The sequence below is a fragment of the Paraphotobacterium marinum genome, from assembly GCF_002216855.1.
In the GTDB taxonomy this organism is placed as follows: Bacteria; Pseudomonadota; Gammaproteobacteria; order Enterobacterales; family Vibrionaceae; genus Paraphotobacterium; species Paraphotobacterium marinum.
On record NZ_CP022355.1, the window covers coordinates 205,808 to 229,667 of the forward strand.

General features: G+C 31.1%; 25 protein-coding genes. 19 read left to right on the forward strand and 6 right to left on the reverse strand.

Translation table 11 applies throughout. The features are described from left to right. The first annotated feature begins 1 nt into the window (after position 1). The 4 genes from CF386_RS01125 to lnt are packed head-to-tail and all read left to right on the forward strand — an operon-like array spanning position 2 to position 3,893. On the forward strand, positions 2 to 1,024 hold the full coding sequence (locus CF386_RS01125; RefSeq protein ID WP_089072686.1) for a PhoH family protein: 1,023 nt from the start codon (positions 2 to 4) through the stop codon (positions 1,022 to 1,024). Continuing rightward, positions 1,011 to 1,490 (forward strand): rRNA maturation RNase YbeY, encoded by a 480-nt coding sequence (ybeY, locus tag CF386_RS01130; protein WP_089072687.1) that lies wholly within the window; start codon positions 1,011 to 1,013, stop codon positions 1,488 to 1,490. Before CF386_RS01125 ends, ybeY begins: the two co-directional genes overlap by 14 nt. Positions 1,491 to 1,498: 8 nt before the next feature. Beyond that, positions 1,499 to 2,350, forward strand: a complete 852-nt coding sequence (gene corC, locus CF386_RS01135) for a CNNM family magnesium/cobalt transport protein CorC (protein ID WP_089072688.1) — start codon at positions 1,499 to 1,501, stop codon at positions 2,348 to 2,350. A gap of 4 nt (positions 2,351 to 2,354) precedes the next feature. Further along, positions 2,355 to 3,893 (forward strand): apolipoprotein N-acyltransferase, encoded by a 1,539-nt coding sequence (lnt, locus tag CF386_RS01140; protein ID WP_089072689.1) that lies wholly within the window; start codon positions 2,355 to 2,357, stop codon positions 3,891 to 3,893. Here lnt and CF386_RS01145 read toward each other — a convergent pair. Continuing rightward, entirely contained in the window at positions 3,870 to 4,184 is a 315-nt protein-coding gene (locus CF386_RS01145; protein WP_089072690.1) for a hypothetical protein, read from the reverse strand. The genes lnt and CF386_RS01145 overlap by 24 nt on opposite strands. A 188-nt stretch (positions 4,185 to 4,372) precedes the next feature. Between CF386_RS01145 and leuS the strand changes: the two genes are divergently transcribed. From leuS to lipA, 10 genes are all read left to right on the forward strand, one after another. Beyond that, positions 4,373 to 6,940: a leucine--tRNA ligase gene (gene leuS / locus CF386_RS01150; RefSeq protein ID WP_089072691.1), complete on the forward strand. Its 2,568-nt coding sequence runs from the start codon at positions 4,373 to 4,375 to the stop codon at positions 6,938 to 6,940. A gap of 15 nt (positions 6,941 to 6,955) precedes the next feature. Next, the gene (locus CF386_RS01155; RefSeq protein ID WP_089072692.1) at positions 6,956 to 7,462 is read left to right on the forward strand and encodes an LPS-assembly lipoprotein LptE; all 507 of its coding nucleotides are present in this window, start codon (positions 6,956 to 6,958) and stop codon (positions 7,460 to 7,462) included. Further along, positions 7,462 to 8,376, forward strand: a complete 915-nt coding sequence (gene holA / locus CF386_RS01160; protein WP_089072693.1) for a DNA polymerase III subunit delta — start codon at positions 7,462 to 7,464, stop codon at positions 8,374 to 8,376. Before CF386_RS01155 ends, holA begins: the two co-directional genes overlap by 1 nt. Positions 8,377 to 8,465: 89 nt before the next feature. Then, a complete protein-coding gene (gene rsfS, locus CF386_RS01165; protein ID WP_089072694.1) occupies positions 8,466 to 8,789 on the forward strand; it encodes a ribosome silencing factor in 324 nt (107 codons plus the stop codon). Position 8,790: 1 nt separating this feature from the next. Then, complete coding sequence (gene rlmH / locus CF386_RS01170) at positions 8,791 to 9,261, forward strand: 23S rRNA (pseudouridine(1915)-N(3))-methyltransferase RlmH (RefSeq protein WP_089072695.1); 471 nt, start codon at positions 8,791 to 8,793, stop codon at positions 9,259 to 9,261. A 1-nt stretch (position 9,262) separates the two neighbouring features. Then, on the forward strand, positions 9,263 to 12,292 hold the full coding sequence (gene mrdA / locus CF386_RS01175; protein ID WP_089072696.1) for a penicillin-binding protein 2: 3,030 nt from the start codon (positions 9,263 to 9,265) through the stop codon (positions 12,290 to 12,292). 91 nt (positions 12,293 to 12,383) lie between these two features. Next, positions 12,384 to 13,622 (forward strand): serine hydrolase, encoded by a 1,239-nt coding sequence (locus CF386_RS01180; protein WP_225971706.1) that lies wholly within the window; start codon positions 12,384 to 12,386, stop codon positions 13,620 to 13,622. A 64-nt stretch (positions 13,623 to 13,686) separates the two neighbouring features. Next, positions 13,687 to 13,956 (forward strand): DUF493 family protein YbeD, encoded by a 270-nt coding sequence (ybeD, locus tag CF386_RS01185; protein ID WP_089072697.1) that lies wholly within the window; start codon positions 13,687 to 13,689, stop codon positions 13,954 to 13,956. Between the two features lie 13 nt (positions 13,957 to 13,969). Continuing rightward, a complete protein-coding gene (gene lipB, locus CF386_RS01190; RefSeq protein ID WP_225971707.1) occupies positions 13,970 to 14,608 on the forward strand; it encodes a lipoyl(octanoyl) transferase LipB in 639 nt (212 codons plus the stop codon). Between the two features lie 20 nt (positions 14,609 to 14,628). Next, complete coding sequence (gene lipA / locus CF386_RS01195) at positions 14,629 to 15,603, forward strand: lipoyl synthase (protein ID WP_089072698.1); 975 nt, start codon at positions 14,629 to 14,631, stop codon at positions 15,601 to 15,603. Between the two features lie 52 nt (positions 15,604 to 15,655). On the opposite strand, the gene bamC is transcribed toward lipA, so the two are convergent. Further along, positions 15,656 to 16,645: an outer membrane protein assembly factor BamC gene (bamC, locus tag CF386_RS01200; RefSeq protein ID WP_089072699.1), complete on the reverse strand. Its 990-nt coding sequence runs from the start codon at positions 16,643 to 16,645 to the stop codon at positions 15,656 to 15,658. A 10-nt stretch (positions 16,646 to 16,655) separates the two neighbouring features. Then, the gene (gene dapA, locus CF386_RS01205) at positions 16,656 to 17,540 is read right to left on the reverse strand and encodes a 4-hydroxy-tetrahydrodipicolinate synthase (RefSeq protein WP_089072700.1); all 885 of its coding nucleotides are present in this window, start codon (positions 17,538 to 17,540) and stop codon (positions 16,656 to 16,658) included. Positions 17,541 to 17,692: 152 nt separating this feature from the next. Here dapA and CF386_RS01210 point away from each other — a divergent pair, with 152 nt between their 5' ends. Both CF386_RS01210 and bcp read left to right on the forward strand, forming a co-directional pair. Then, positions 17,693 to 18,226, forward strand: coding sequence for a glycine cleavage system protein R (locus CF386_RS01210; protein ID WP_089072701.1), 534 nt, complete (start codon positions 17,693 to 17,695; stop codon positions 18,224 to 18,226). Between the two features lie 98 nt (positions 18,227 to 18,324). Further along, positions 18,325 to 18,783: a thioredoxin-dependent thiol peroxidase gene (gene bcp / locus CF386_RS01215; protein ID WP_089072702.1), complete on the forward strand. Its 459-nt coding sequence runs from the start codon at positions 18,325 to 18,327 to the stop codon at positions 18,781 to 18,783. A gap of 73 nt (positions 18,784 to 18,856) precedes the next feature. Here bcp and CF386_RS01220 read toward each other — a convergent pair whose 3' ends face one another. Next, entirely contained in the window at positions 18,857 to 19,906 is a 1,050-nt protein-coding gene (locus CF386_RS01220; protein WP_089072703.1) for an AI-2E family transporter, read from the reverse strand. 128 nt (positions 19,907 to 20,034) lie between these two features. Between CF386_RS01220 and wrbA the strand changes: the two genes are divergently transcribed. Next, on the forward strand, positions 20,035 to 20,613 hold the full coding sequence (gene wrbA, locus CF386_RS01225; RefSeq protein WP_089072704.1) for an NAD(P)H:quinone oxidoreductase: 579 nt from the start codon (positions 20,035 to 20,037) through the stop codon (positions 20,611 to 20,613). Here wrbA and upp read toward each other — a convergent pair. After that, positions 20,579 to 21,235, reverse strand: a complete 657-nt coding sequence (gene upp / locus CF386_RS01230; protein WP_089072705.1) for a uracil phosphoribosyltransferase — start codon at positions 21,233 to 21,235, stop codon at positions 20,579 to 20,581. The genes wrbA and upp overlap by 35 nt on opposite strands. Positions 21,236 to 21,403: 168 nt before the next feature. On the opposite strand from upp, the gene purM reads away from it, so the two are divergent. After that, the gene (purM, locus tag CF386_RS01235; protein ID WP_089073736.1) at positions 21,404 to 22,423 is read left to right on the forward strand and encodes a phosphoribosylformylglycinamidine cyclo-ligase; all 1,020 of its coding nucleotides are present in this window, start codon (positions 21,404 to 21,406) and stop codon (positions 22,421 to 22,423) included. Positions 22,424 to 22,426: 3 nt separating this feature from the next. After that, entirely contained in the window at positions 22,427 to 23,095 is a 669-nt protein-coding gene (gene purN / locus CF386_RS01240) for a phosphoribosylglycinamide formyltransferase (RefSeq protein WP_089072706.1), read from the forward strand. On the opposite strand, the gene CF386_RS01245 is transcribed toward purN, so the two are convergent. Continuing rightward, entirely contained in the window at positions 23,071 to 23,856 is a 786-nt protein-coding gene (locus CF386_RS01245) for a class II glutamine amidotransferase (RefSeq protein WP_089072707.1), read from the reverse strand. The two genes, purN and CF386_RS01245, sit on opposite strands and share 25 nt — an antisense overlap. Between the last annotated feature and the right edge of the window lie 4 nt (positions 23,857 to 23,860).

A 23,860-nucleotide genomic window follows, 5' to 3' on the forward strand; every position in this document is an offset into this window, starting at 1 on the left:
TTTGAATAAAAACATAAAACACTTTGAATTAATACTTGAACCAAATAACAATCAAAGATTAATATCACTATGTGGACCTTTTGATGAGAACTTAAAATTGATTGAAAAAAGGCTAGGCGCTGAAATCAATTATAGGGGAAATGTATTTAATATTGTTGGACAAGAAAGAGCTATCAGTAGTGTTACAAAAGTTTTGAGATCAATTTATGTTGAAACGGCTCCTGTAAGAAACAAATACCCTGAAATAACGCCAGAGACAGTTAATCTTGCCATTAAAGATCACAAATTATTAGATCAAACTGTTTCTTCGGAAGGTTTAACTGGAAAGCATGTCCATATAAAAACAAAAAAAGGTATCATTAAACCAAGAACACAAAATCAATCGTCATATATATCTAATATTCTTACACATGATATATGTTACGGAATTGGACCAGCTGGAACAGGAAAAACTTACTTAGCAGTTGCTGCGGCCGTAGATGCATTAGAAAGACAAGAAATACGCAGGATTTTATTAACAAGACCTGCTGTTGAAGCTGGCGAGAAGTTGGGTTTTTTACCTGGGGATCTCAGTCAAAAAGTTGACCCTTATTTGAGACCTTTATATGATGCATTATTCGAAATGCTTGGGTTTGAGAGAGTTGAGAAATTGATTGAAAGAAGTGTTATTGAAGTCGCTCCGCTTGCTTACATGAGAGGAAGGACACTGAATGACGCTTTTGTTATTTTAGATGAGAGCCAAAATACAACTATTGAACAAATGAAAATGTTCCTTACGAGAATTGGATTTAACTCAAAAGCAGTAATTACTGGAGATATAACACAAATCGACCTACCCCGAGGAGTAAAGTCAGGTTTACGACATGCTATTGAAGTCTTGTCAGATGTTTCTCAAATAAGTTTCAATTTTTTTATTTCTGATGATGTTGTTCGACATCCTGTTGTTGCAAAAATTATTGAAGCTTATGAAGCTTGGGATTCAATAAACAAAAAAGAGATAAGTGCAAAAAATGTTTCAAGTTAAAATAGGCTTCCAAACAAACGTAACAAATCATGAGAGCTTACCAACTATTGAGCAGTTTACTTTATGGATTAATTCTGTTGTAAGTTATCTAAATAAAGATACCGAGATTAGCATTACAATAGTTGATAATGATGAAATAAAGCAATTAAATTCTGATTATAGAAATAAAGATAAACCAACTAATATTTTATCTTTTTCTTCTGAATTATATTTTGATGATCAAGTACCTATAAATTTTTTAGGAGATCTCGTGATTTGTCAGGATGTAATCGAATATGAAGCAAAAATACAGAAAAAGAAGTTAATAGATCATTGGGCACATATTACAATTCATGGTATGCTACATTTAATTGGCTTTGATCATATCAATGAAAATGATGCTGAAAAAATGGAAAAAATTGAAATTGAAGCATTAAGAAAACTCGGCATCTCAAATCCATATCTACACTATTATTCGGAAAATTAGAAGATACAATGGAAAATCAAAATAAAAAAAATTTCATGGAAAGAATTTTACATGCCTTCCAAGGTGAACCTCAAAATAGAGAAGAGTTGGTTGAAGTATTTAGAGACTCTGAAGAAAATCACTTAATTGATCATGATACTCGTGATATGCTCGAAGGTGTTATCCAAATATCGGAAATGAGAGTCAGAGACGTGATGATTCCCAGGTCTCAAATTACCGCAATAGATAATTCAATGAAATTTGAAGAAATTATTGACGTAATTATCAAAACATCTCATTCGAGATATCCAGTAATCAGTGAAGACAAAGATCATGTTGAAGGCATACTGCTTGCCAAAGATCTTTTACAATATCTGAAAGAAGGAAGCCCAAAATTTATCATATCTGAAATTCTTAGACCATCTGTCGTAGTACCTGAAAGCAAAAAAGTTGACCGTCTGCTTAAGGAGTTTAGGGAGGAAAGGTACCATATGGCGATAGTTGTAGATGAATTTGGTGGTGTCTCCGGGGTTGTAACGATTGAAGATATATTAGAAGAAATCGTTGGTGAAATAGAAGATGAGTTCGATGATATCGAAGATCTTGAAGTTAAAGCCCTAAATAAACATACCTATAGTGTAAAAGCTCTCCTTCCTCTTGATGAGTTTGATGATATTTTTAAAACTAACCTCCAGAGATTTGACGAGATAGATACAATTGGTGGATTACTGATGATGAAATTTGGGCATCTTCCAGAAAAAGGTGAAGTCATTATAATTGATGAGTATTCTTTTAAAATAACTTCAGCTGATAACCGAAGAGTAATACAAACTCAAGTAGTCATACCTGATAAAGCTTACCAACCAAAATTAGAAAAATAAAAAGATGTTCAAATATAATAAATTAGTTCTTATTTTATTTTCATTTATATCAGGTGCAATTTCAACTTTGAGTTTTGCTCCTTATTCATTATGGTTTTGTTCTTTTATTTCCATTTTTATATTACTTGCCATTTTAGATAAAAGTAAAACCAATAAAAATGCTTTCAGCATCGGTTTTTTTTGGGGACTGGGTCAATTTTATACCGGTGTAAGCTGGATATGGGTCAGTATGCATCTTTATGGCGGTATGTCATGGTATATAAATATCTTTTTAATTTCTGCTTTAATCTTTTATCTATCTGTTTATCCAGCATTATTTGGATATTTTTATAATAAACTGAAAAAAAGAAATTACCTAAATTATCTTGTTATTGCCCCCTTACTCTGGATTTTACAAGAACAGTTAAGAGGACATTTGTTTACTGGATTTCCCTGGTTATCATTAGGTTATAGTCAAATCAACTCGCCAATTTCTAGTTTAGCCCCAATAATAGGTGTAACAGGTCTAAGTTACTTAGTTATTTTTATTTCTGGCTTTTTATTACTGTTTAGTAAAACCCGAAATCTAAAAGTTTGGGTAACTATTATACCAATTGTATGTATAACTATAGTTTTTTATAATAAAGTTTGGACAACTCCTAAAGAAAATAAAAAATTTCAAGTTTATTTGATTCAAGGGGATATAAAACAAAGTACAAAATGGGACCCTGATTATATTAGCCAAAGTATTGAGAAGTACATTAATCTTACTATTGATTCAATCATTAAGATGAAGAAACAAAAATCTAATCATGTACCCGCTATCATTATCTGGCCGGAAGCAGCATTAAGTATTCCTGAAAATCAGATTAGTTCAACGATTAAAGAAATTAACAGTATTGGAAACAAAAATAATGTGGTTATACTAACTGGCTCTATCTATTCTCACAATGGCAAATTTTATAACTCTATAATAGCTCTGGGTTCCAAAAATCAAACAAATAATAATGAATACCAAAGATATATGAAGCATCATCTATTACCCTTTGGTGAATATGTCCCGTTCTCTAATCTTTTGCGAAAGTTAGGTCCTTTCTTTAACTTACCAATGTCAGACTTTACACCAGGTAAGTATAAACAAAATAATTTTAATGCTAACGGCATAATAATATCAGCTGATTTATGTTACGAAATCTTATTCCCAGAGCAAATTAGAAACAATGTGAATTCTGATACAGATGTTTTGCTAACACTATCTGATGACACCTGGTTTGGAAAATCTATTGGCCCCAGTCAGCACATGCAAATTGCTCAAATGAGAGCTCTTGAATTAGGCAAGCCACTACTGAGAGGAACAAATAGTGGTATCACAGCTGTAGTTAATATACATGGGAAAATTGAGAAAAGGTTACCAATGTTTAAAACTGATATTTTGCAAGCTGAAGTCATGCCGTATGAAGGGATGACCCCATATGGGAAATTTGGATATCTACTTACATCTGTATTCATTTTACTAAATATATTTTGGGGGTTGATTTTCTCAAGGTTTTTTAATTGTAAATAATCTTCTATCATTAATTTCATCAGATGTATAATATGATTTAACTGTTTCTCTTAGGGCAGATATAAAGTAAATGTAATAGGCGCTGTCTTTAAATGTTAGAGTATGAGCATTTCTATTAGCGCCAATAAAATATATATATAAACGATACACTTCATCAACTGGTAAGTTTTCACATGCAAATATATAATCATCTAATTGCAATTCTAAATCATTAAGCCCCTTAGCACTCATTAAAGAAAAAGTATCTATTTTTTTTAAGAAAAAATGAGTAAAAAAATATAAGGTTTTCATATTAAAGCTTGATTAAGGTCTACCATATAAATTATGGCACATATTCTTATTTTTAGTATTTTTATTAAATATTAAATCTTGAGTCAATGATTCAATTGCTCTAAAATAACCTTTTGATAATTTATTTATCAATTTTTGTTTCAATCATATTAATGATTTTTTTTAGTACTATTTTTGGATAAATATAAATGAACGAACAATACGAACCACAAAAAATTGAGTCTGACGTACAACAATATTGGAAAGAACACAAAACATTTTCTTCGTCTGAAAATAGTAATAAAGAAAAATTTTACTGTCTGGCAATGTTCCCCTACCCTAGCGGTAATCTTCATATGGGACATGTGAGAAATTATACAATCAGTGATGTAATAGCTAGATTTCAACGGTTGAAAGGAAAGAATGTAATGCATCCTTTCGGTTGGGATGCTTTTGGTCTTCCTGCTGAAAATGCAGCAATTAAGCATAAAACTGCTCCACATACATGGACAAAGAAAAATATTGCTCATATGAAAGATCAGCTCAAGCTTCTAGGGTTCAGCTTTGACTGGGATAGAGAGTTCGCAACTTGTGATCCAGAATACTATAAATGGGAACAAAAATTTTTCAATATTTTATACAAAAAAGGACTCGTTTATAAAAAAACATCTTCTGTCAATTGGTGTCCAAATGACAAAACTGTTTTAGCCAATGAACAGGTCGAAAGTGGTCTTTGTTGGAGATGTGATACACCTGTCGTTCAAAAAGATATTCCCCAGTGGTTCATTAAAATAACCGATTATGCTGACGAGCTTTTAAATGATTTAGACAATCTACCTGGTTGGCCTGATACTGTAAAAAGAATGCAAAAAAACTGGATCGGACGTTCAGAAGGCTTAGCCTTGAATTTTAATATCTCTGAAAAAGAAGATAAGTTACAGGTATACACTACACGCCCAGAAACAATAATGGGTGTGACATATTTGGCAATTGCACCCACTCATCCATTAGCGCTAGAGGCAGCTAGAGAAAATAAAAAGCTGTCAGAGTTCATTGAGGAATGTAAAAAAACCAAGTTATCTGAAGCAGACATGTCTACTGCAGAAAAAAAAGGCTTTCAAACTCAATACAATGCCATTCATCCTATTTCAGGCAAGCAGTTACCTATTTATATAGCTAATTTTGTTTTGATGGAATATGGTACAGGTGCTGTTATGTCCGTGCCAGCTCATGACTCTCGTGATTTTGACTTTGCAACTAAATATGGTATTGATATTAAGCAAGTTATAAAACCTATAAAAGAATTAGATTATAAGCTTCCATATACAGAACCTGGTGTATTAATTAACTCAGATATTTTTAATGATCAAACTACTAAAGAAGCAGCAATTACAATTATTGATTATTGTGAGAAAAATGACTTAGGTAAAAAGAAAGTTAATTATAGGTTACGTGATTGGGGTGTTTCTAGACAGAGATATTGGGGAACTCCTATACCCATGGCAACAGATAAAAATGGTAAAACAATTGCAATCCCTGATTCAGATTTACCAGTAACGCTTCCAACTGATGTTGAAATGGACGGGATTACTAATCCTCTTCAGATGGATGAAGTTTGGAAAAATGTTAAAATAAATGGAAAAAATTTAATTCGAGAAACTGATACTTTTGATACTTTTATGGAGTCATCGTGGTATTACGCCAGATTCTGCTCTCCCAATGCTAGTGATATTGTTGATCCAGACAAAAGTACTTATTGGCTTCCTGTCGATCAATATGTTGGTGGTATAGAACACGCTGTAATGCATCTTCTTTATTCTCGCTTTTTTCATAAATTATTGAGAGATGAAGGGTATGTAAAATGTGATGAACCTTATAAAAAATTACTTTGTCAAGGCATGGTTTTGTCAGAAGCATATTATTATGTTGATGAAAATGGCTCTAAACAATGGGTGAGCCCTAATAATGTTAAAAAAGAGTCCAATGGGGAAACTTACAATTACTTCTGCAAAGATACAAATAATCAACTAATCCAGACTGGTATGACAAAGATGTCAAAATCTAAAAATAATGGGGTTGATCCTGAAGATATGGTTGAAAAATATGGTGCTGATACTGCAAGATTGTTTACAATGTTTGCAGCTCCTGCTGAAATGACCCTAGAGTGGAAGGAATCAGGTGTTGAAGGTGCAAATAGATTTTTGAAAAAATTATGGAAATTCAGTTTTGAACATATATCGAATTACAAAAATGAAAAGTTAAATCATTCGGTATTAACACAAAATCAAACTAAATTAAGAAGATTGCTCCATAAAACAATTATGAAAGTTTCAGATGATATCGAAAGAAGGCAAACTTTTAATACAGCAATTGCTTCTATCATGGAGTTTATGAACCATCTGTATAAATTTGAGGTAAGAGATTCTAACGATAAAGCAATTGTACAGGAATCTTTAGCATCTGTAATAATAATGCTATATCCAATCACCCCTCATATTTGTTTCACTCTATGGGGACACCTTGGACAGACGGATGGTATTGACCATGTTAGTTGGCCAATAGCTGACCAGGAAGCTATGAAGGACCAGGAAAAACTTATTGTGGTTCAGGTTAATGGAAAGGTAAGAGCTAAATTAACTTTTAACAGTGTAGCTTCTCAGGATGAAATAGAGAAAGTTGCCTTATCTGACGATAACGTTAGTAAGTTTATATTAAACAAACAAATTAAAAAGAAAATTTATATTAAAGATAAAATTCTCAATATTGTTGCAATCTAAGGGAAGGAATAATTTATGGAAAGTAAAGTTGTTAAATTTATATTATCTATTGTGATAGCTTCAGTCCTAAGTGGTTGTGGGTATCATCTGAGAGGAAGTAAAGGCATTAATACGAATGCTTCTTTACAACAGATAAGCTTAACAACTTTGAACCCATATGATGATGTCAGTCGTGAAGTAAAGCAAGCTCTTCTATTAAACGGCACTAAAATAGTCGATGCAAATGATGAGATACCACAAATAAAAATTATTTCATCAAGCTTTGTTGTAGGTTCCTCAGGTAAAAACCAAGCTTATCAAACTGTCCAATCTCTCTATAAATTTACGATAAATTATCAAGTAATTTTCCCAAATCAGTTACCACAAAATTATTCATCTATTGTAACGGAGTATAGTTTAACGCCAACTGCAAGTAATCCAAATGCAGGTACAGCGTTAAACACACAGTTAAAACAGGAGCTCATGGAGGAGGCTGTATCCAAAATGATTTCACAGATTAACCGTATTCAATTTATTTCATAATGAAAAATGTAACTACCAAAAAAACAAATATTTCATTGTTGATTGGAGATGATTCTTTTATTGTTTCTTACTACAAGGATAAAATCATTTCTCAAAACTTATTGAATTCAAATAAAGAATTAAATCGAGTTAATATTAATTGCGAGAATGATTATTTCAACTTTGAAAGTTTAGCAAATGAAATATCATTGTTCAAAAAAGCACGTATTTTAGTAGCTACCATTCACAATTTTAATCTGCTCCAAAAATTGAGTAAATATTTTTTATCTTTGATAGAAGGTATTTCTTCAAATGATTGCTTTATAATTATCTTAAATCAAAAGCTAACAAAACAAATTGAAAGGAATGAAGTTATTAGACAAATTAAAGCAAAATATGAATTAATTTCCTGTAATAACTTCAGTGAATTTGAAATAAGAAATTGGATTACAAAAGAATGTTTGTTACATGACATCTCTATAGAAGAGGAAGCAATATCCAAATTATTAGAATTTTATCCAAACAGCTTCCATGAAATCCATCAATCTATAGAGAAACTTAAAATACTAAAAAAAAGTTATTCCATGTTTACTAAATATGATATTGAACATCATTTTGAAGTAAATGACGAGTGTTCAGTATTCAACTTATCAAATGCATGGTTAAAAAAAGATCTTTTAGCATTTAATATTCTTCGTAAATTACGTTTAGCAAACTTCGATACTCTATTTATCTTAAATGTATTACTAAAGGATATATTTTATTTGTATGAGCTAATTGAAATATCAAACAATCGTTCAAAGAAAGACCTTTTTTTTAAAAGAAATAATATTTGGAGTTTTAAGCAAAATCAATTGGTATTTGCTTCTAAACAATTTAGCGTAGAACAACTGCAACAAAGTCTTAAAATTCTGTTACAAGCAGAAAAAAAATAAAGATAGATTTCGATCAAAATATATTTAATGAGTTTGAAAAGTTTTTATCAATCTTATTTTATGGCAAATAAAACACAAAGGAGCATTTTTTGAATCACTCATTAAACCCAATAGACCTGCCTCTAATAGAATCTTTAGAGAATGCGAAAGCATTGGACATTACACAGGTTGATGTTACAAACACATCAACATTAACTGATTTAATGATAATTTGTACAGGGACATCCTCAAAACATGTACAATCAATCTTCGATAAAGTTATAAAAGATATGAAATTAATAAATATTTATCCTATCATTGAAAGTAGAAGCCCTCTTTGTGATTGGTGTATAATTGACTATGGTGATTGTATATTACATATAATGCAAGATGATGCTCGACAATTGTATGGATTAGAAAAAATATGGAGTTAACTTGAAAATACAAGTTGTTGCTATTGGTACCAAAATGCCAAAATGGGTAAATGAGGGTATATTTGAATATACAAAGCGTTTTACAAAGGATTGTCCAATAACTTTTACAGAGTTGCCTCTAACCAAAAGAAATAAAAATTCAAATTTGAAATCTATTATCCAAAATGAAGGAAAGTTGATACTATCCTCTATACAAAAAAACTCAATAATTATAGCTCTAGATGTTTATGGTTCAAATATGGATACTGAGCAACTGGCAATAAAATTTGATGACTGGAAACAAAGTGGTAAGAATATTACTTTTTTAATTGGTGGACCAGATGGTTTATCAAAAGAAATATTAGAAGAAGCAAATTTAAAATGGTCTCTTTCAAAACTGACTCTTCCACACCCGATTGTCAGAATTATATTAGTTGAGAGTTTATACAGAGCAATGACAATTTCAATTAATCATCCATATCATAGAAATTAGAATGACAAACCTAAGAACAAAAATCAGAGATCATAAATCTGAAAAAGCATTATTTTTGAGAAGATCTATTTACGGCTTCTTAGGAGTTATTTTATTATCGGGCATTCTTTTAATTAATTTATACATCCTTCAAGTAAAAGAGTACAAGTTATACAAAACTCGCTCAAATGAAAATAGAATTCAGGTTGTTCCTATACCTCCTGTAAGAGGACAAATATATGATAGAAACGGTGTTTTACTCGCAAAAAATGAACCAGTGTATGATTTGGAAATTATACCTAACCAAGTTAAAGATTTAGATCAAACTTTATCATCATTAAAAAATTTAATTGATATTTCTGATTATGAAATTAAATCTTTTAGAAAAAAATTAAAATATAATGCACCTTTTAAAGCTGTCTTGTTGAAGTCTCAGTTAACACCCAAACAAGTAGCAATCATTGCAGTGAATCAATATCAATACCCTGGTGTTCATGTCATTTCATCTTTAAAAAGAGAATATCCTTTTAAAGAAGCACTTACTCACACGCTTGGGTATGTTGGTCGTGTTAATGATCGTGATATACAGCGTCTAAAAAAAGAAGGAAAATATAATGACTATCTTTCTACCAAATACATTGGACGAATTGGTATTGAAAAATATTATGAACCTCTTCTGCATGGTAAATCTGGTTTTAAGGAGGTAGAAGTCAATAGTCATGGGAAAGTTATTAGGACAATATCAATATTACCTGCAACTCCCGGAAAAGATATTTATCTTTCTATTGATATTAAGCTAGAACTATACATTGAAAAGGTGCTATCTGAACATAACTCACAAATATCATCACAAGATGGTGACAAACACATTACAACAAGAGGAGCTGTTGTTGTACTCGACCCTAGAAATAACGAAGTCCTTGCTATGGTATCAAGTCCAAGTTATGATCCTAACTTATTTGTTGATGGTATCTCGCATAAAAATTATAACTCTCTATTAAATGATCCTGCCAACCCTTTATATAATCGAGCAACACTAGGCGCATATTCACCTGGTTCAACGAGTAAACCTTTCTCATCAATAGCTTTGCTTGGTACTAATACAATTACACTTAATTCTAAAATACCAGGTCCTAAGCGTTGGAGAATTCCTGGTACCAAAGGAAGATATTTCAATCAAACTGATCATGGAATGGGACTTATAAATATTGAAACTGCTATTGAAAAGTCTTCGGATACTTTTTTCTATCAGCTTGTCTATAAATTAGGAATAACTAAATTCTCTAAATGGATGACCAAATTTGGATTTGGTCAACCAACAGGAATTGATATAGGTGAGGAAAGTGATGGGATTATGCCGACACGCTTATGGAAAAGAGAGAACAAAAAACAACCCTGGTATGATGGAGATACGATTAGTGTTGCCATTGGTCAGGGTTATTGGACATCTACCCCACTTCAACTCGCTTTGGCTACTTCAATATTGATCAATGATGGTATTAAATATACTCCTCATCTATTAAAATATATTTTGAATGATAATAAGATTGATAAAATTTCACCACAACATACTAAAGTAGTGGCAAATATCCCTGATATTTATTGGAATGCTGTTAAAAAAAGCATGTTACTGGTTAGTCAATATGGTACTGGAAAATCAATTTTCGGCAAAAAAAACCCTTATTTAGTTGGTTCTAAAACTGGAACTGCACAAGTTTTTAGCTTAAAGAAAAATCAAAAATACGATGCAAAAAAATTGGCCAAGCATTTACATGATAATTCTTTATTTATAGCTTTTGCACCATATAATTCTCCTAAGTACGTTATTTCTACAATTATTGAGAACGGGGGGTTTGGAGCCGCGGCAGCCGGACCTATTACAAAAAAAATTTTGGACTATTTAATATTAAAAAAGACAATGAAACCAACAATGATAAAAAATAAAAAATTTAATAGTTCTAAAAAAACTATTTCAGAATATATTCATATTGACTTTATTCTTTTAATATCAATTATATCTCTAATGTCTTTTAGTTTGATTATAATGTATAGTGCCAGTGGAAAAGACTTAGCTATGATGGATAGACAAGCATTCCGTATGGGCTTATCAATTATACTAATGATTGTTGCTGCACAAATACCACCAAGAACATATCAGGCTGTTGCCCCTTATCTTTTTATTATCGGTGTTTTTTTGTTACTATGCGTACTATTCTTTGGCGAAATTTCTAAAGGAGCTCAAAGATGGTTGAATTTGGGAATAATTCGATTTCAACCTTCAGAGTTATTAAAAATAGCGGTTCCACTTATGGTTGCTAAATATTTGGGAAACAAATCTCTCCCTCCTGAAGCTAAAAATATTTTAATATCACTTTGTTTAATATTTATACCAACAATATTAATTGCAAAACAACCGGATTTAGGAACGGCAATTTTAATTGCAGCTTCTGGAATTTTTGTTGTTTTTTTATCTGGTATAAAATGGAAATATATTCTCTTGGCTTTTGTTCTTTTAGCCGCATTTATTCCTATTTTATGGTTTTTTTTAATGCATGATTATCAAAGAACGAGGGTCATTACTTTATTTAATCCCGAGTTAGACCCTTTAGGTGCCGGATATCATATTATACAGTCAAAAATAGCAATAGGCTCTGGTGGAATTTTTGGAAAAGGCTGGTTACATGGCACCCAATCACAGTTGCAGTTTATACCAGAACGAAATACTGATTTTATTTTTGCAGTAATAGCTGAAGAATGGGGTTTCACCGGAGTACTCTTATTACTTTTTTTATATTTACTCATTATTATTAGAGGCTTAGTATTAGCCATAAAATCACAAAACTCATTTGGGCGTATACTTTCTGGTTCAATAATGCTTAGCTTCTTTGTATATATCTTTGTAAATATTGGTATGGTAAGTGGAATATTACCAGTAGTTGGAGTCCCCCTTCCTCTAGTAAGCTATGGTGGAAGTTCTATGTTAACCATTATGGGAAGTTTTGGTATTGTAATGTCGATACATTCACATAAAACAATGCTCTCAAAATCTTGATAAAGTTTAGAAATTTAAATTATTTTCTTTGCTTAAGTTCATTGAACTAATATATATTATAGATAAATACATAATAACGCAGTGAGTAACAATGAAAGGATTAAAGTTACCCCAGATTTCTATTTTTATATTGTCATTATCTTTTATTTCTTTTTTTTCTCATGCCTCTGAGACGTTAAGTTCGAAAAAGGTTACCTTAGATGCATCCTCTCCAAATTTTGTGGGTATGGTTCCTAAACCTCCCAAGATTAATGCCTTTGGTTATATTCTGATGGATTACAACACGGGAGAAATTCTTGCCTCAAATAATGCTCATAAAAAGCTTCATCCAGCTAGTTTAACCAAAATTTTGACAAGTTACGTTATTGGTACTGAGCTGAAAAATGGAAATATTAAAAATGATGATATTGTACAAATCACTGAAAATGCATGGGCAAAAAACTTCCCTGGCTCATCTAAAATGTTTCTAGCACCAAATCAAAAAGTAACAGTATCTGAGCTTAATCAAGGTATAATTATTCAATCTGGTAATGATGCATGCGTAGCATTAGCAGAGCACATTGCTGGAAGCCAATCAACCTTTGTAGATATGATGAATAAACAGGCTCAAAAACTAGGAATGAAAAATAGTCATTTCTCAAATGTTGATGGACTTGATGCTCCCAATCTATATACAACTCCATATGATATGGCCATATTATCAAAAGCACTTATTAAACATTTACCTGAGGAATATAAAATATACAGTGAAAAAAAGTTTACTTGGAATGGTATTACTCAACATAACAGGAATAGCTTACTCTGGGACAAATCATTAAATGTAGATGGTTTAAAGACTGGTCACACTGATGAAGCTGGTTATAGTCTTATAACATCTGCAACATCCTCACCCGAAGGAAAAGGTATGCGGTTAATTTCAGTCGTTATGGGTACTAAAAGTAAAAAAGAACGTGCGGCAGCAAACAGATCCCTTCTGCAATATGGATTTAGGTTTTTTAAAACAGTTTCCCCTAAAAAAGCAGGAGAAATTATAACAACTAAAAAAGTATGGTTTGGAACATCTGATGAAATAAAAATCGGATCATTAACAAATACATACGTAACAATCCCGAGTTCCCAAGTTAAAAACTTAAAGGCTAAAATAATAATTGATAAAAAATTAGAGGCTCCTATAAATAAAAACCAAGTTGTTGGCGAAATTTTCTATGAGTTGAAGGGAGAAAAGCTCAAAAGTTATCCTTTAGTTGCATTAACATCATCTCAAGAAGCTGGTTTTTTTAGTAAAATATTTGATTACATAAGCCTCGCTATCCATAATCTTTTTAGTTAGAATAACTTTTAATTAATACCTCTTATGAGGTATAATTAAGTAATTTAATTAACAATAGAATATTATGAAGTCGCTTGAAAAACTGAACGAATTACTTGAGTTCCCCTGTAACTTTACATTTAAAGTTGTTGGCGAAGCAAAGCCTGAACTCGCCGATGAGGTTTTAACCGTCGTCCAAAAGAACCTGCCCGGGGATTATGTTCCTAAAATAAAAAAGAGTAAAAATGGTAATTTTCACTCTGTTTCAATTACTTGTTACGTTCAAAACATAAGCCAAGTGGAAACACTTTATAAAGAACTTAGTGAAATTGAAATCGTAAAAATGGTTTTGTAGGTCGGAAATAAACTTGAAAAATAATATAAATATAAGAAAAATGGGTACAGTTGGATACTCTGAAACTTATCAAGAAATGTTTGATTACACTGCTTCAAGGCAAAAAAGTTCTGATGATGAGTTGTGGGTTTTAGAACATGCTCCTGTTTACACACAAGGGCAAGCAGGAAAAGAAAAGCATATTTTAAAGCGAAACCATATTCCTATTATCAAAACCGATAGAGGTGGACAGATTACTTATCATGGTCCAGGACAGCTGATAGTTTATATTTTAATTGATATTAAAAGAAGAGGCATAGGTATAAGACAATTAGTTGATAAAATTGAAAATTCAGTTATAAAATTATTAGCTAATATGAGTATAAGTGCCTATTCAAAGAAAGATGCCCCTGGTGTTTATGTAGATAATCAAAAAATTTGCTCGCTGGGCTTAAAAATAAAAAAAGGATGTTCTTTTCACGGTTTAGCTCTCAATTATGATATGGACTTATCACCATTTGATAACATAAATCCATGTGGTTTTAGCGGGATGAAGATGACTAATATAAGTAAACACATACCTGTTAACGAAAAAACAAAAGAAGAAATCATTAACAATTTAATAAATAATTTAATTTTAGAAATTAATAACCATAAAGTTATTACCAATTAAACTGGAGTTGGATTCAAACAATGAGTAAACCAATAAATATCGAGCCTGGGATTAAGTATAGAGATGCTGATAAAATGGCCCTTATCCCAACTAAAAATATAACTGAATTTAACTCAGGAAATGAAGATATCTTGAGAAAGCCTGAGTGGATGAAAATTAAACTTCCACCCGATAGCTCTAGAATTAAACAAATAAAACAAGCATTACGTGATAATAACTTAAACTCTGTATGCGAAGAAGCCTCTTGTCCTAATCTAGCAGAATGTTTCAACCATGGAACCGCGACATTTATGATTCTGGGTGCAATTTGTACTCGTAGATGTCCATTCTGTGACGTGGCTCACGGAAAACCACTTGCTCCAGATAATGATGAACCTAAACACTTAGCAAAAGCAATCAAGGATATGAAGCTGAAATATGTTGTAATTACTTCAGTAGACCGTGATGACTTAAGAGATGGCGGTTCAGAACACTTTTCAAAGTGTATAAGTCAAATAAGAACTGAAAATCCAAATATTCAAATTGAAACTCTTGTTCCTGATTTTAAAGGCAGAATGGAAGTAGCACTTGATAATTTGAGACTTAATCCACCCGATGTATTTAATCATAATCTTGAAACAGCGCCTAGACTTTATAAAATGGCTAGACCAAGTGCTAATTATTCATGGTCTTTGAAGCTTTTAAAAAAATTCAAAGAAGAACACCCTACTATCCCTACTAAATCAGGATTAATGATGGGTTTAGGTGAAACTAATGATGAGATAAAAGAAGTTATTCGGGATTTAAGGGCGCATGATGTAACAATGCTAACGTTATGTCAATATTTAGCCCCAAGCAAGCATCATTTGCCTGTAAAAAGATATGTGACACCAACAGAGTTTAAAGAACTAAAAGAGTTTGCTCTTGAGTTGGGATTCACTCATGTTGCATCAGGTCCTTTTGTTCGCTCTTCTTATCATGCAGATCTTCAAGCTAAAGGAGAAGAGGTCTCTTAATAACCTAAAAATTATCATCTACGTTAAAAACATTAAACAAAAAAGCTTATTTTTAAAAATAAGCTTTTTTTAGAGCATCATAGAAAGATTTAAATTCCCTTGCATTTACTGGTCTATTTTTCTCATTAGTTAAATATAATGAGGTCTGATTACCTGATTGACCTAACTGGATGATATAATTACCCTCATCTAAATCAATTTTTGAAAGTGGTTTATTTTCATCTTTCTCGTATTGAGTTGATATCTTACCTTCAGATTGGTTAATCACATTAACCTGAAAGCCCAATTGGTTTAAGGCATATGGTAATGAAGAAATGAAATCATCGTAGCTCATATTAGCAATAATAACTTCTTGCAATTGATCAGTATTGGCATCTACTAATTTAAGATTAACTGAACTTTTTTGAGATTGCATTTTAATATCTTTTGTTTGGTTTTGATTAGATTGATAATAATAAAGCAACTCATTAATTAAGTTATTAAAAACTCTATCTTTTTCTAACTTATAAGATATATTTTGATTGGTTCTTTGATTATAAAATGTATTTTTTATTTTTACCCTATTTCCCTCACTTGTTAGGCTATACGCTGTAATGATGTTCAAATCATCTACATCTGATGAGTTTATAGGAAATTTATTTGTTTGAATAAAAAGCTTATTATTTTGGATTAGTTGTATATCTTTTGACTTAAAGTAAATACGAGATCTTTGCATAAAATACTCAGCTTGTTTGATCGATTCAAACTGAATATTCACTAAATTTCCTTCCTTGGAGACGTTCATTTTAGTTGGATCAAATATTATAGACGTCGGAGCTCTTAAGTCGACATTATTACCGATTTGCCCTTGATACTTACTATTGGGCACATCAAATGTGTTGTCAACAAATTGTTGAGTACCTGGCAAAAATTTCATCTGTTTTAGTTCAGTTGAATTTTTGTAACCAAACCCATAATGAGCTTCCCTCAAATCTTTACCAGACGAACACCCAGTCAATATAATAACAAAAGATATAAGACTTAATTTTTTATAATTTTCCATTTAATTACCATTATAAAGGTTCAATATTAGCTAATTTTAGAGAATTTAATACGACACTTTCATATTTTTTTTCTAAAGGGAGTAATGGGTATCTCAAGCTATTAGAAGATATAAGATTAAGATATTTTAGACACCATTTTACAGGAATTGGATTTGACTCTATAAATAAGTTTTTATGAAGATCGATTAAATCATCATTAATTCTATTTGCCTCTTCAACACGATTTTTTAATGCTAAATGAACAAGCTCTGACATTTGTTTTGCCGCTACATTGGCTGTAACAGAAATCACTCCATGCCCTCCTCCTTTAATAAATTCTAAACCAGTTGCATCATCTCCACTAATTAATGAGAAGTTTTCATCTAAACAATCTTTTAACTCTTTCAACCGACTGAGATCGCCTGTCGCACATTTTATACCAACAATATTATCAATTTTGCTTAATTCATGTACCGTTTTTGGCAAAAGATCTACTCCAGTTCTTGACGGAACATTATACAATATCTGAGGTAAATCGGTGTTGTCTGCAATTGCTTTAAAGTGTTCAAAAAGACCTCTCTGGGGAGGTTTATTATAATATGGCGTAACAGTGAGGCACCCAACAACTCCTGAATCAGAAAAAGCTTTCGTATATTCAATCGCTTCGGCTGTGGAATTAGAGCCGGTTCCAGCAATAACTGGAATTTTATCTTTAGCTAAATCACAAATTTTTAAGACAGTATCTATATGCTCTTTAGTTGTTAAGGTGCAAGGTTCTCCTGTAGTCCCTAAAGCAACTATATAGTCTGTTTTAGATTCCACATGATAGTCAATTAATTTAGTAATACTTTGCCAATCAATTGAACCTTTTTCATCAAAAGGTGTAACTAAGGCAACCATACTTCCTGAAAACATTTTTTACTCCTATAGTTTAGATGTATTAATGTTACTTTTGTGTCGCATTAATTACAAGTGTTTCAATATGACATTAAATAATTTTAAATTACAATCTATAAAAATTGTCAATATTATGTTATATAGTTTATGATACTTTTTGTTTTTTTGAAATGATGAATAATTATCTAATAATAAATTTAATTGGAAAAGATCAAATTGGAATTGCAAACCAAATAATTGAATTTATAACAAATTCAGGATGTAACATAATTGATAGCAATATCAATATTTTTGGTGAGCAGTTCACTGCCACTTTTTTTGTTTATTCTAATTCAATAAATATTTTGAAGCTTGAAAACAATTTACCTTTAAAAGCTCAGTCTCTTAATTTGCTGAGTGTAACAAAAATCACAAAAAATCATTTAGATATTGCTAATCAAAAATATAAATACCTCATCCAAGTCCCAGATTCGATTGGAATTATAAAGAATATAATTTCATTATTTAAAAACCATAAAATAAATATACAGTCCTTAAATACAAAATTAAAAGATGTTAACTCGACTAACTTTCTTTGTATAGAAATAATAGTACGTTCCAATAATATGATAACTTTAAATAATTTAAAAAAAGAATTAGAGATTATATGTTCAAAATTATCCGCTTCTTTAAATACTTATGTTATAAACGATGAAGAAACTTAATTTAACACTTAAATCATTTTAATTATTAACTTAGTTAAGTTAAACGATAATTTTAACATTAATAAATACAAAACCAATAATTAATAGGAAATAATAATATGATGATAGATCAATTGGCACCTGACTTTACTCTATATGATCAAGATAACCAATCACATACTCTTTCAAGCTACAAAGGTAAAAATGTACTTCTATACTTTTATCCTAGAGCTTCGACGCCGGGCTGCACTGTTCAAGCTCAAGGATTAAGAGATATCAACAAAGAGCTTGAAAAAAATAATGTTATTGTTTTAGGAATAAGCCCTGACACGCCGAAAAGGCTTAAAAATTTTTCGGAAAAACAACAATTAAACTTTACTCTCTTATCAGACATAGACCATTCTGTTTGCGAACTATATAATGTTTGGCAGCTAAAAAAATTTATGGGAAAAGAAAGTATGGGGGTAGTTAGAACTACTTTCTTTATTGATACATCAGGTAAAATAACTCATATATTTGATCAATTTAAAACCAAAGATCACCATGAAGTTGTTCTTAATTATTTAAATAAAAAATAGATACATACACTTCAAGTGGGATCGTCTATAAACTTTTCTTTTTGAGAAAGTTTATAGATACGCTAACCTCGAGTTATGATTCAGGAAGAAGCCCATTAATAACTGCCTTAATAAAAGTTGCCAAGGGGATGGCAAAAAATACCCCTAAGACTCCCCAGATCCCTCCAAAAACTAAAATCGATAAAATAATAATGATTGGGTGAAGACTTACTGCCTCTGAAAATAAAAGAGGGACGAGAACATTCCCATCAAGGATTTGTATGATTAAGTATATAGAAATCAACCACCAAAAATCATGACTTAAGCCAAACTGGGCTAATGCTATCATTATTATAGGTATAGTAATGGCAACAGCGCCAACATAAGGAATCAAAACTGAAAAGCCAACACCTAAAGCTAGTACAATCGAGTAATTTAATCCCATGATAGCAAACAACATATAAGAAACGAAACCAACAATTAAAATTTCAATCAGCTTTCCAATCAAGTAATTTTTAATTTGTTTCAATGTTTCATGTTTAACTCGAATTAAAACGCTCCTTTTTTTAGGGAGAGCTCTGTTTACAACAGATAATACATACACTTTATCTTTCAATAAATAAAACATCAAAAGAGGCACTAAAATAGAATATATCAATATGGTAACGACACTTAGCAATGAGTTTAATGAAACCTTAATTAAACTTTCGCTTAATGATAATAATTTATTTTCAAAATATTGAATAATAGCTTCTATATGATTGAAACTTACAATGTTAGGGTATTGATTTGGAATATCGAATAAATATTTTTGCATTCTAGTCAAAATAGATGGAAAATCACCAATAAGCTTCATAACTTGATTCCACATCAATGGAAATAAATATAAAATGAATAAAACAACTAACGAAAATGATAGAGATAAAACAATTGTTACGGCATAGCTTCTCTTCACTTTTAATGATTCTAAGAGGTTGACTGGGACATCTAATAAAAAAGATAAGATCACAGCTACAAAAAAAGGTAATAAATATCCACCCAGATAAAAGACACCTAGACTAATTACTAGAAATGTGAAAATAAACCAAAAATTATTAGGTTCTAAAATATATTTTTTGTTCCATTCAACAATGTTTTTAATCATTTTAAAATTTTTTGTTCGACTTTAATCTTATTTATATCATCAATAGTTTTTCATTACTTGATTTTTTATATAATATTGCTATTCGAATCCATAAATTAATCACAATCTTAAAGTACAGGATAATACTGATGAATAAAATACTTGTATTGTATTATAGTAAACACGGCAATACGCAAAATATAGCAAGACAAATTGCAAGAGGGATTGAGTCAATTGAATCATGCGAAGCTATATTAAGAACTGTACCTGAAATTGATGCAAACAATGAAACAATCCCTCAAGATCCTAAAGTAACTCATGAAGATTTAAAAGAGTGTGTAGGTATGGCTATGGGTAGTCCAGTTCGATTTGGTAATATGGCTGCACCACTAAAACATTTTATAGATTCTACCTCTAAAGAATGGTTATCAGGAACTCTGGTTGATAAACCTGCTGTTGTTTTTACATCCTCTGCTTCTCTTCATGGAGGACAAGAAACTGTTCTCCAATCAATGATGCTTCCATTACTTCATCATGGTATGGTTATTTTAGGCATTCCTTATACAGAGAAAGAATTAAGTTCTACAAGTAGCGGAGGAACCCCCTATGGAGTCACTCATGTTGAAATAAATTCTAATAAAAATTTAACTGCTGAGGAGTCTAAACTTGGTTTTTTTATAGGTCAAAGAATAGCTAAATATTCTTTAGCGTTATTAAATCTTGATTAGTACCATAAATTTTATCTCCTACATCCCCAACACCTGGAAGCACATAACCAAACTCATTGAGTCTCTTGTCTATAACTCCAACAAAAATCTTAACTTCTGGGTGATTTTTTTCAATAGCTTCCAACCCCTCAGGTGCAGCAATTATAGTAATAACCTTAATATTTTTACATCCCTTATCCTTTAATATATGTATAGCCTGAATTAAAGATCCTCCAGTAGCAATAACGGGATCTAAAATAAAGACGTCATCATTTTGTACTTGATCGTGAATTTGTTCAAAATAACAGACTGGTTCTAAGGTTTCTTTGTTTCTTTTGATTCCCATCAAACCAACTTTTATCTGTGGCACTAATTCCTGAAAACCCTCAATCATGCCCAAGCCTGCTCTCAAAATAGCGATGACTGATAAATGATTATCTGCAGACAGAAACTCTTCTACTGAAACACCATTCCAAGTTTTTATTTCTTTTTTTTGTAAGATCAAATCAGTGGTTGCTGGAATAGAAATTAAAACCGTCAATTCTCTTAATAAAGATTTAAAATCTTTCTGAGAAATTTTATCTTTTCTTAATTGAGATATTTTATGTTTTATAAGTGGGTGGTTGCTTTCAATAATATTCATTTCTTAATCACGTTTTCGAATAAATAGTATGTATTCATTACAGTATACTACATGAGATATTTAACAATGCAATCGTTTTCCTTTTACAAAATAAATGATAGAATAGCATTTTTATTAACACATAAATTATTGTTAGAGGTTTTGAACGTGACTCAAAAAGTAAAACCAATGAATTATAAAGATGCTGGAGTTGATATTGATGCTGGTAATGAACTTGTTGAAAACATCAAACAAGTAGTCAAAAAAACTCATAGAAAAGAAGTAATGGGCAATATTGGAGGTTTTGGTGCTTTGTGTGAAATACCCTCATCATATAAGGAGCCTATTCTAGTATCTGGTACTGATGGTGTCGGAACAAAACTAAAACTTGCTATTGATACAAAAAAACATGATTCAATCGGTATTGATCTTGTAGCTATGTGTGTTAATGATTTAATTGTTCAAGGCGCAGAACCACTTTTTTTTCTAGACTATTATGCAACTGGTAAATTAAATGTCTCTCAAGCAACTGATGTAATTAAAGGGATTGCAAATGGATGCAATCAATCTAATTGTTCGTTAATTGGTGGTGAAACAGCTGAGATGCCTGGGTTGTATAATGTAGATGATTATGATTTGGCTGGTTTTTGTGTCGGAGTTGTTGAAAAGTCAAAAATTATTGATGGTAGTCAAGTATCATCTGGTGATTCAATTATTGCATTAGGTTCAAGTGGCCCTCATTCTAATGGTTATTCGTTAATACGAAATATCATAGATAAAAACAAAATTGATTTAACTTCAAAAGTTTCTGGGGAAACTCTTGCTGATTTACTTTTAGCTCCAACAAAAATTTATGTAAAATCGATTCTAGAATTAATTTCAAAACTCAATGTTAAAGCTATTTCTCATATTACAGGAGGAGGCTTTTGGGAAAATATTCCAAGAATATTACCACAGAATAGTTCTGCAATAATAGATAAAAACTCTTGGAACTGGCCAACCATTTTTAAATGGATTCAAGAAAATGGTAATGTCACAGAAAATGAAATGTATAGGACTTTTAACTGTGGTGTTGGTATGATCGTCGTCGTAGATAAAAACCAAAAAGATAAAGCCATCGAGATACTAAATTCACTAGGTGAAACTGCATGGGAAATTGGTTCTATTGCTCACAGATTAGAAAATGATGAGCAGGTAATTATTAAATAACAAATGAAAAAGATTATTATATTAGTTTCTGGTAATGGCTCCAACATGGAGTCTATTATCAAAAGTTGCCAAAATAAAAGTATCCATGATACTGAGGTTTCTTTGGTTATCTCAAATAAAAATAATGCCTTAGCTCTCAAAAAAGCTAATAATCTAGGAGTAAAAACAAAAGTATTAGAAAATGCATGTTTTCCATGTAGAGAACTTTATGATCAAGAGTTACTTCATATTATAAAACAATATGATTGTGATTTAATAATTCTAGCTGGTTTTATGCGTATACTAACACCTAAATTTATAGATGCTTTTAAAAACAAAATTATTAATATTCATCCTTCTCTTTTACCCAAATTTCCTGGCTTGCATACTCATAAGAGAGCAATAGAGAATAACGAAATATATCACGGTACAACCATTCATTATGTGATACCAGAGCTTGATGCTGGACCAATAATTTTCCAGAAAAAATTTAAAATTGAGTCTCATGATTGTGAGCAAACACTATATAAAAAGGTGCAAGAAATAGAGCATCAATTATATCCAAAAACCATTAATTTACTATTAAATAAAAATGTCTCTATTTCAAAAATGAATGTTAACATTGAGTCTATTGACACAAAATCTGCAAATTTTGATATCGATACTTATCAATCATTTTTCAAGAAATTATAAACTATTTTGCCATTAAAAAAAACCAACATTTGACCTGGAGTCATTTTATTCCATGATTCATTATCTGTGAGGGGTTTCGTTGCTATAATTGAGACAACATCCCCGGTTTTTGTTTCACTTTTAAAATCAATTTCAATGTCATCGTCAATAAGGCTAGCTTGTCCAAATGGGTGTTTCCTAGTTATCCAATATAAATTATTACTACAATAAGCAAAAGTGTAACTATTTATTGTCATTAGAACATTACTAACTCCAAATGCTTCAACGGAAGTAAGACTATTGTACAACAATCTTGCTAATAACGAGTAATTTTTAGGCATTTTCTTAAAGTTATTTTTTAATTTATTTAATAAATGACAGAAAACAAACTCACTATCCGTTGATCCAACAGGATAATAAGAACCTGTTAATAGTTTATCATAACCCTTAAGTTGTCCGTTATGTGCAAAAGAACAATGAAAACCAAAAAGTTCACGAACGAACGGGTGAGTATTTTCTAGGTTAACTTCACCTACATTAGCTTGTCGAACATGACTTATAATACATTTACTTTTTATAGACATTGTAGGTAGCATTTTAGCAAGCAAAGATGTAGAGCTACTTAAAGATTCTTTAAAAATTTGATAACCATTATCATTGTAGAAAACAATACCCCAGCCATCTCTGTGCGGACCCGTATTGCCTCCTCTCTGTAACAAGCCTGAAAAACTGAAGCATATGTCAGTAGGAACATTAGCATTCATTCCAAGTAATTCGCACATATTA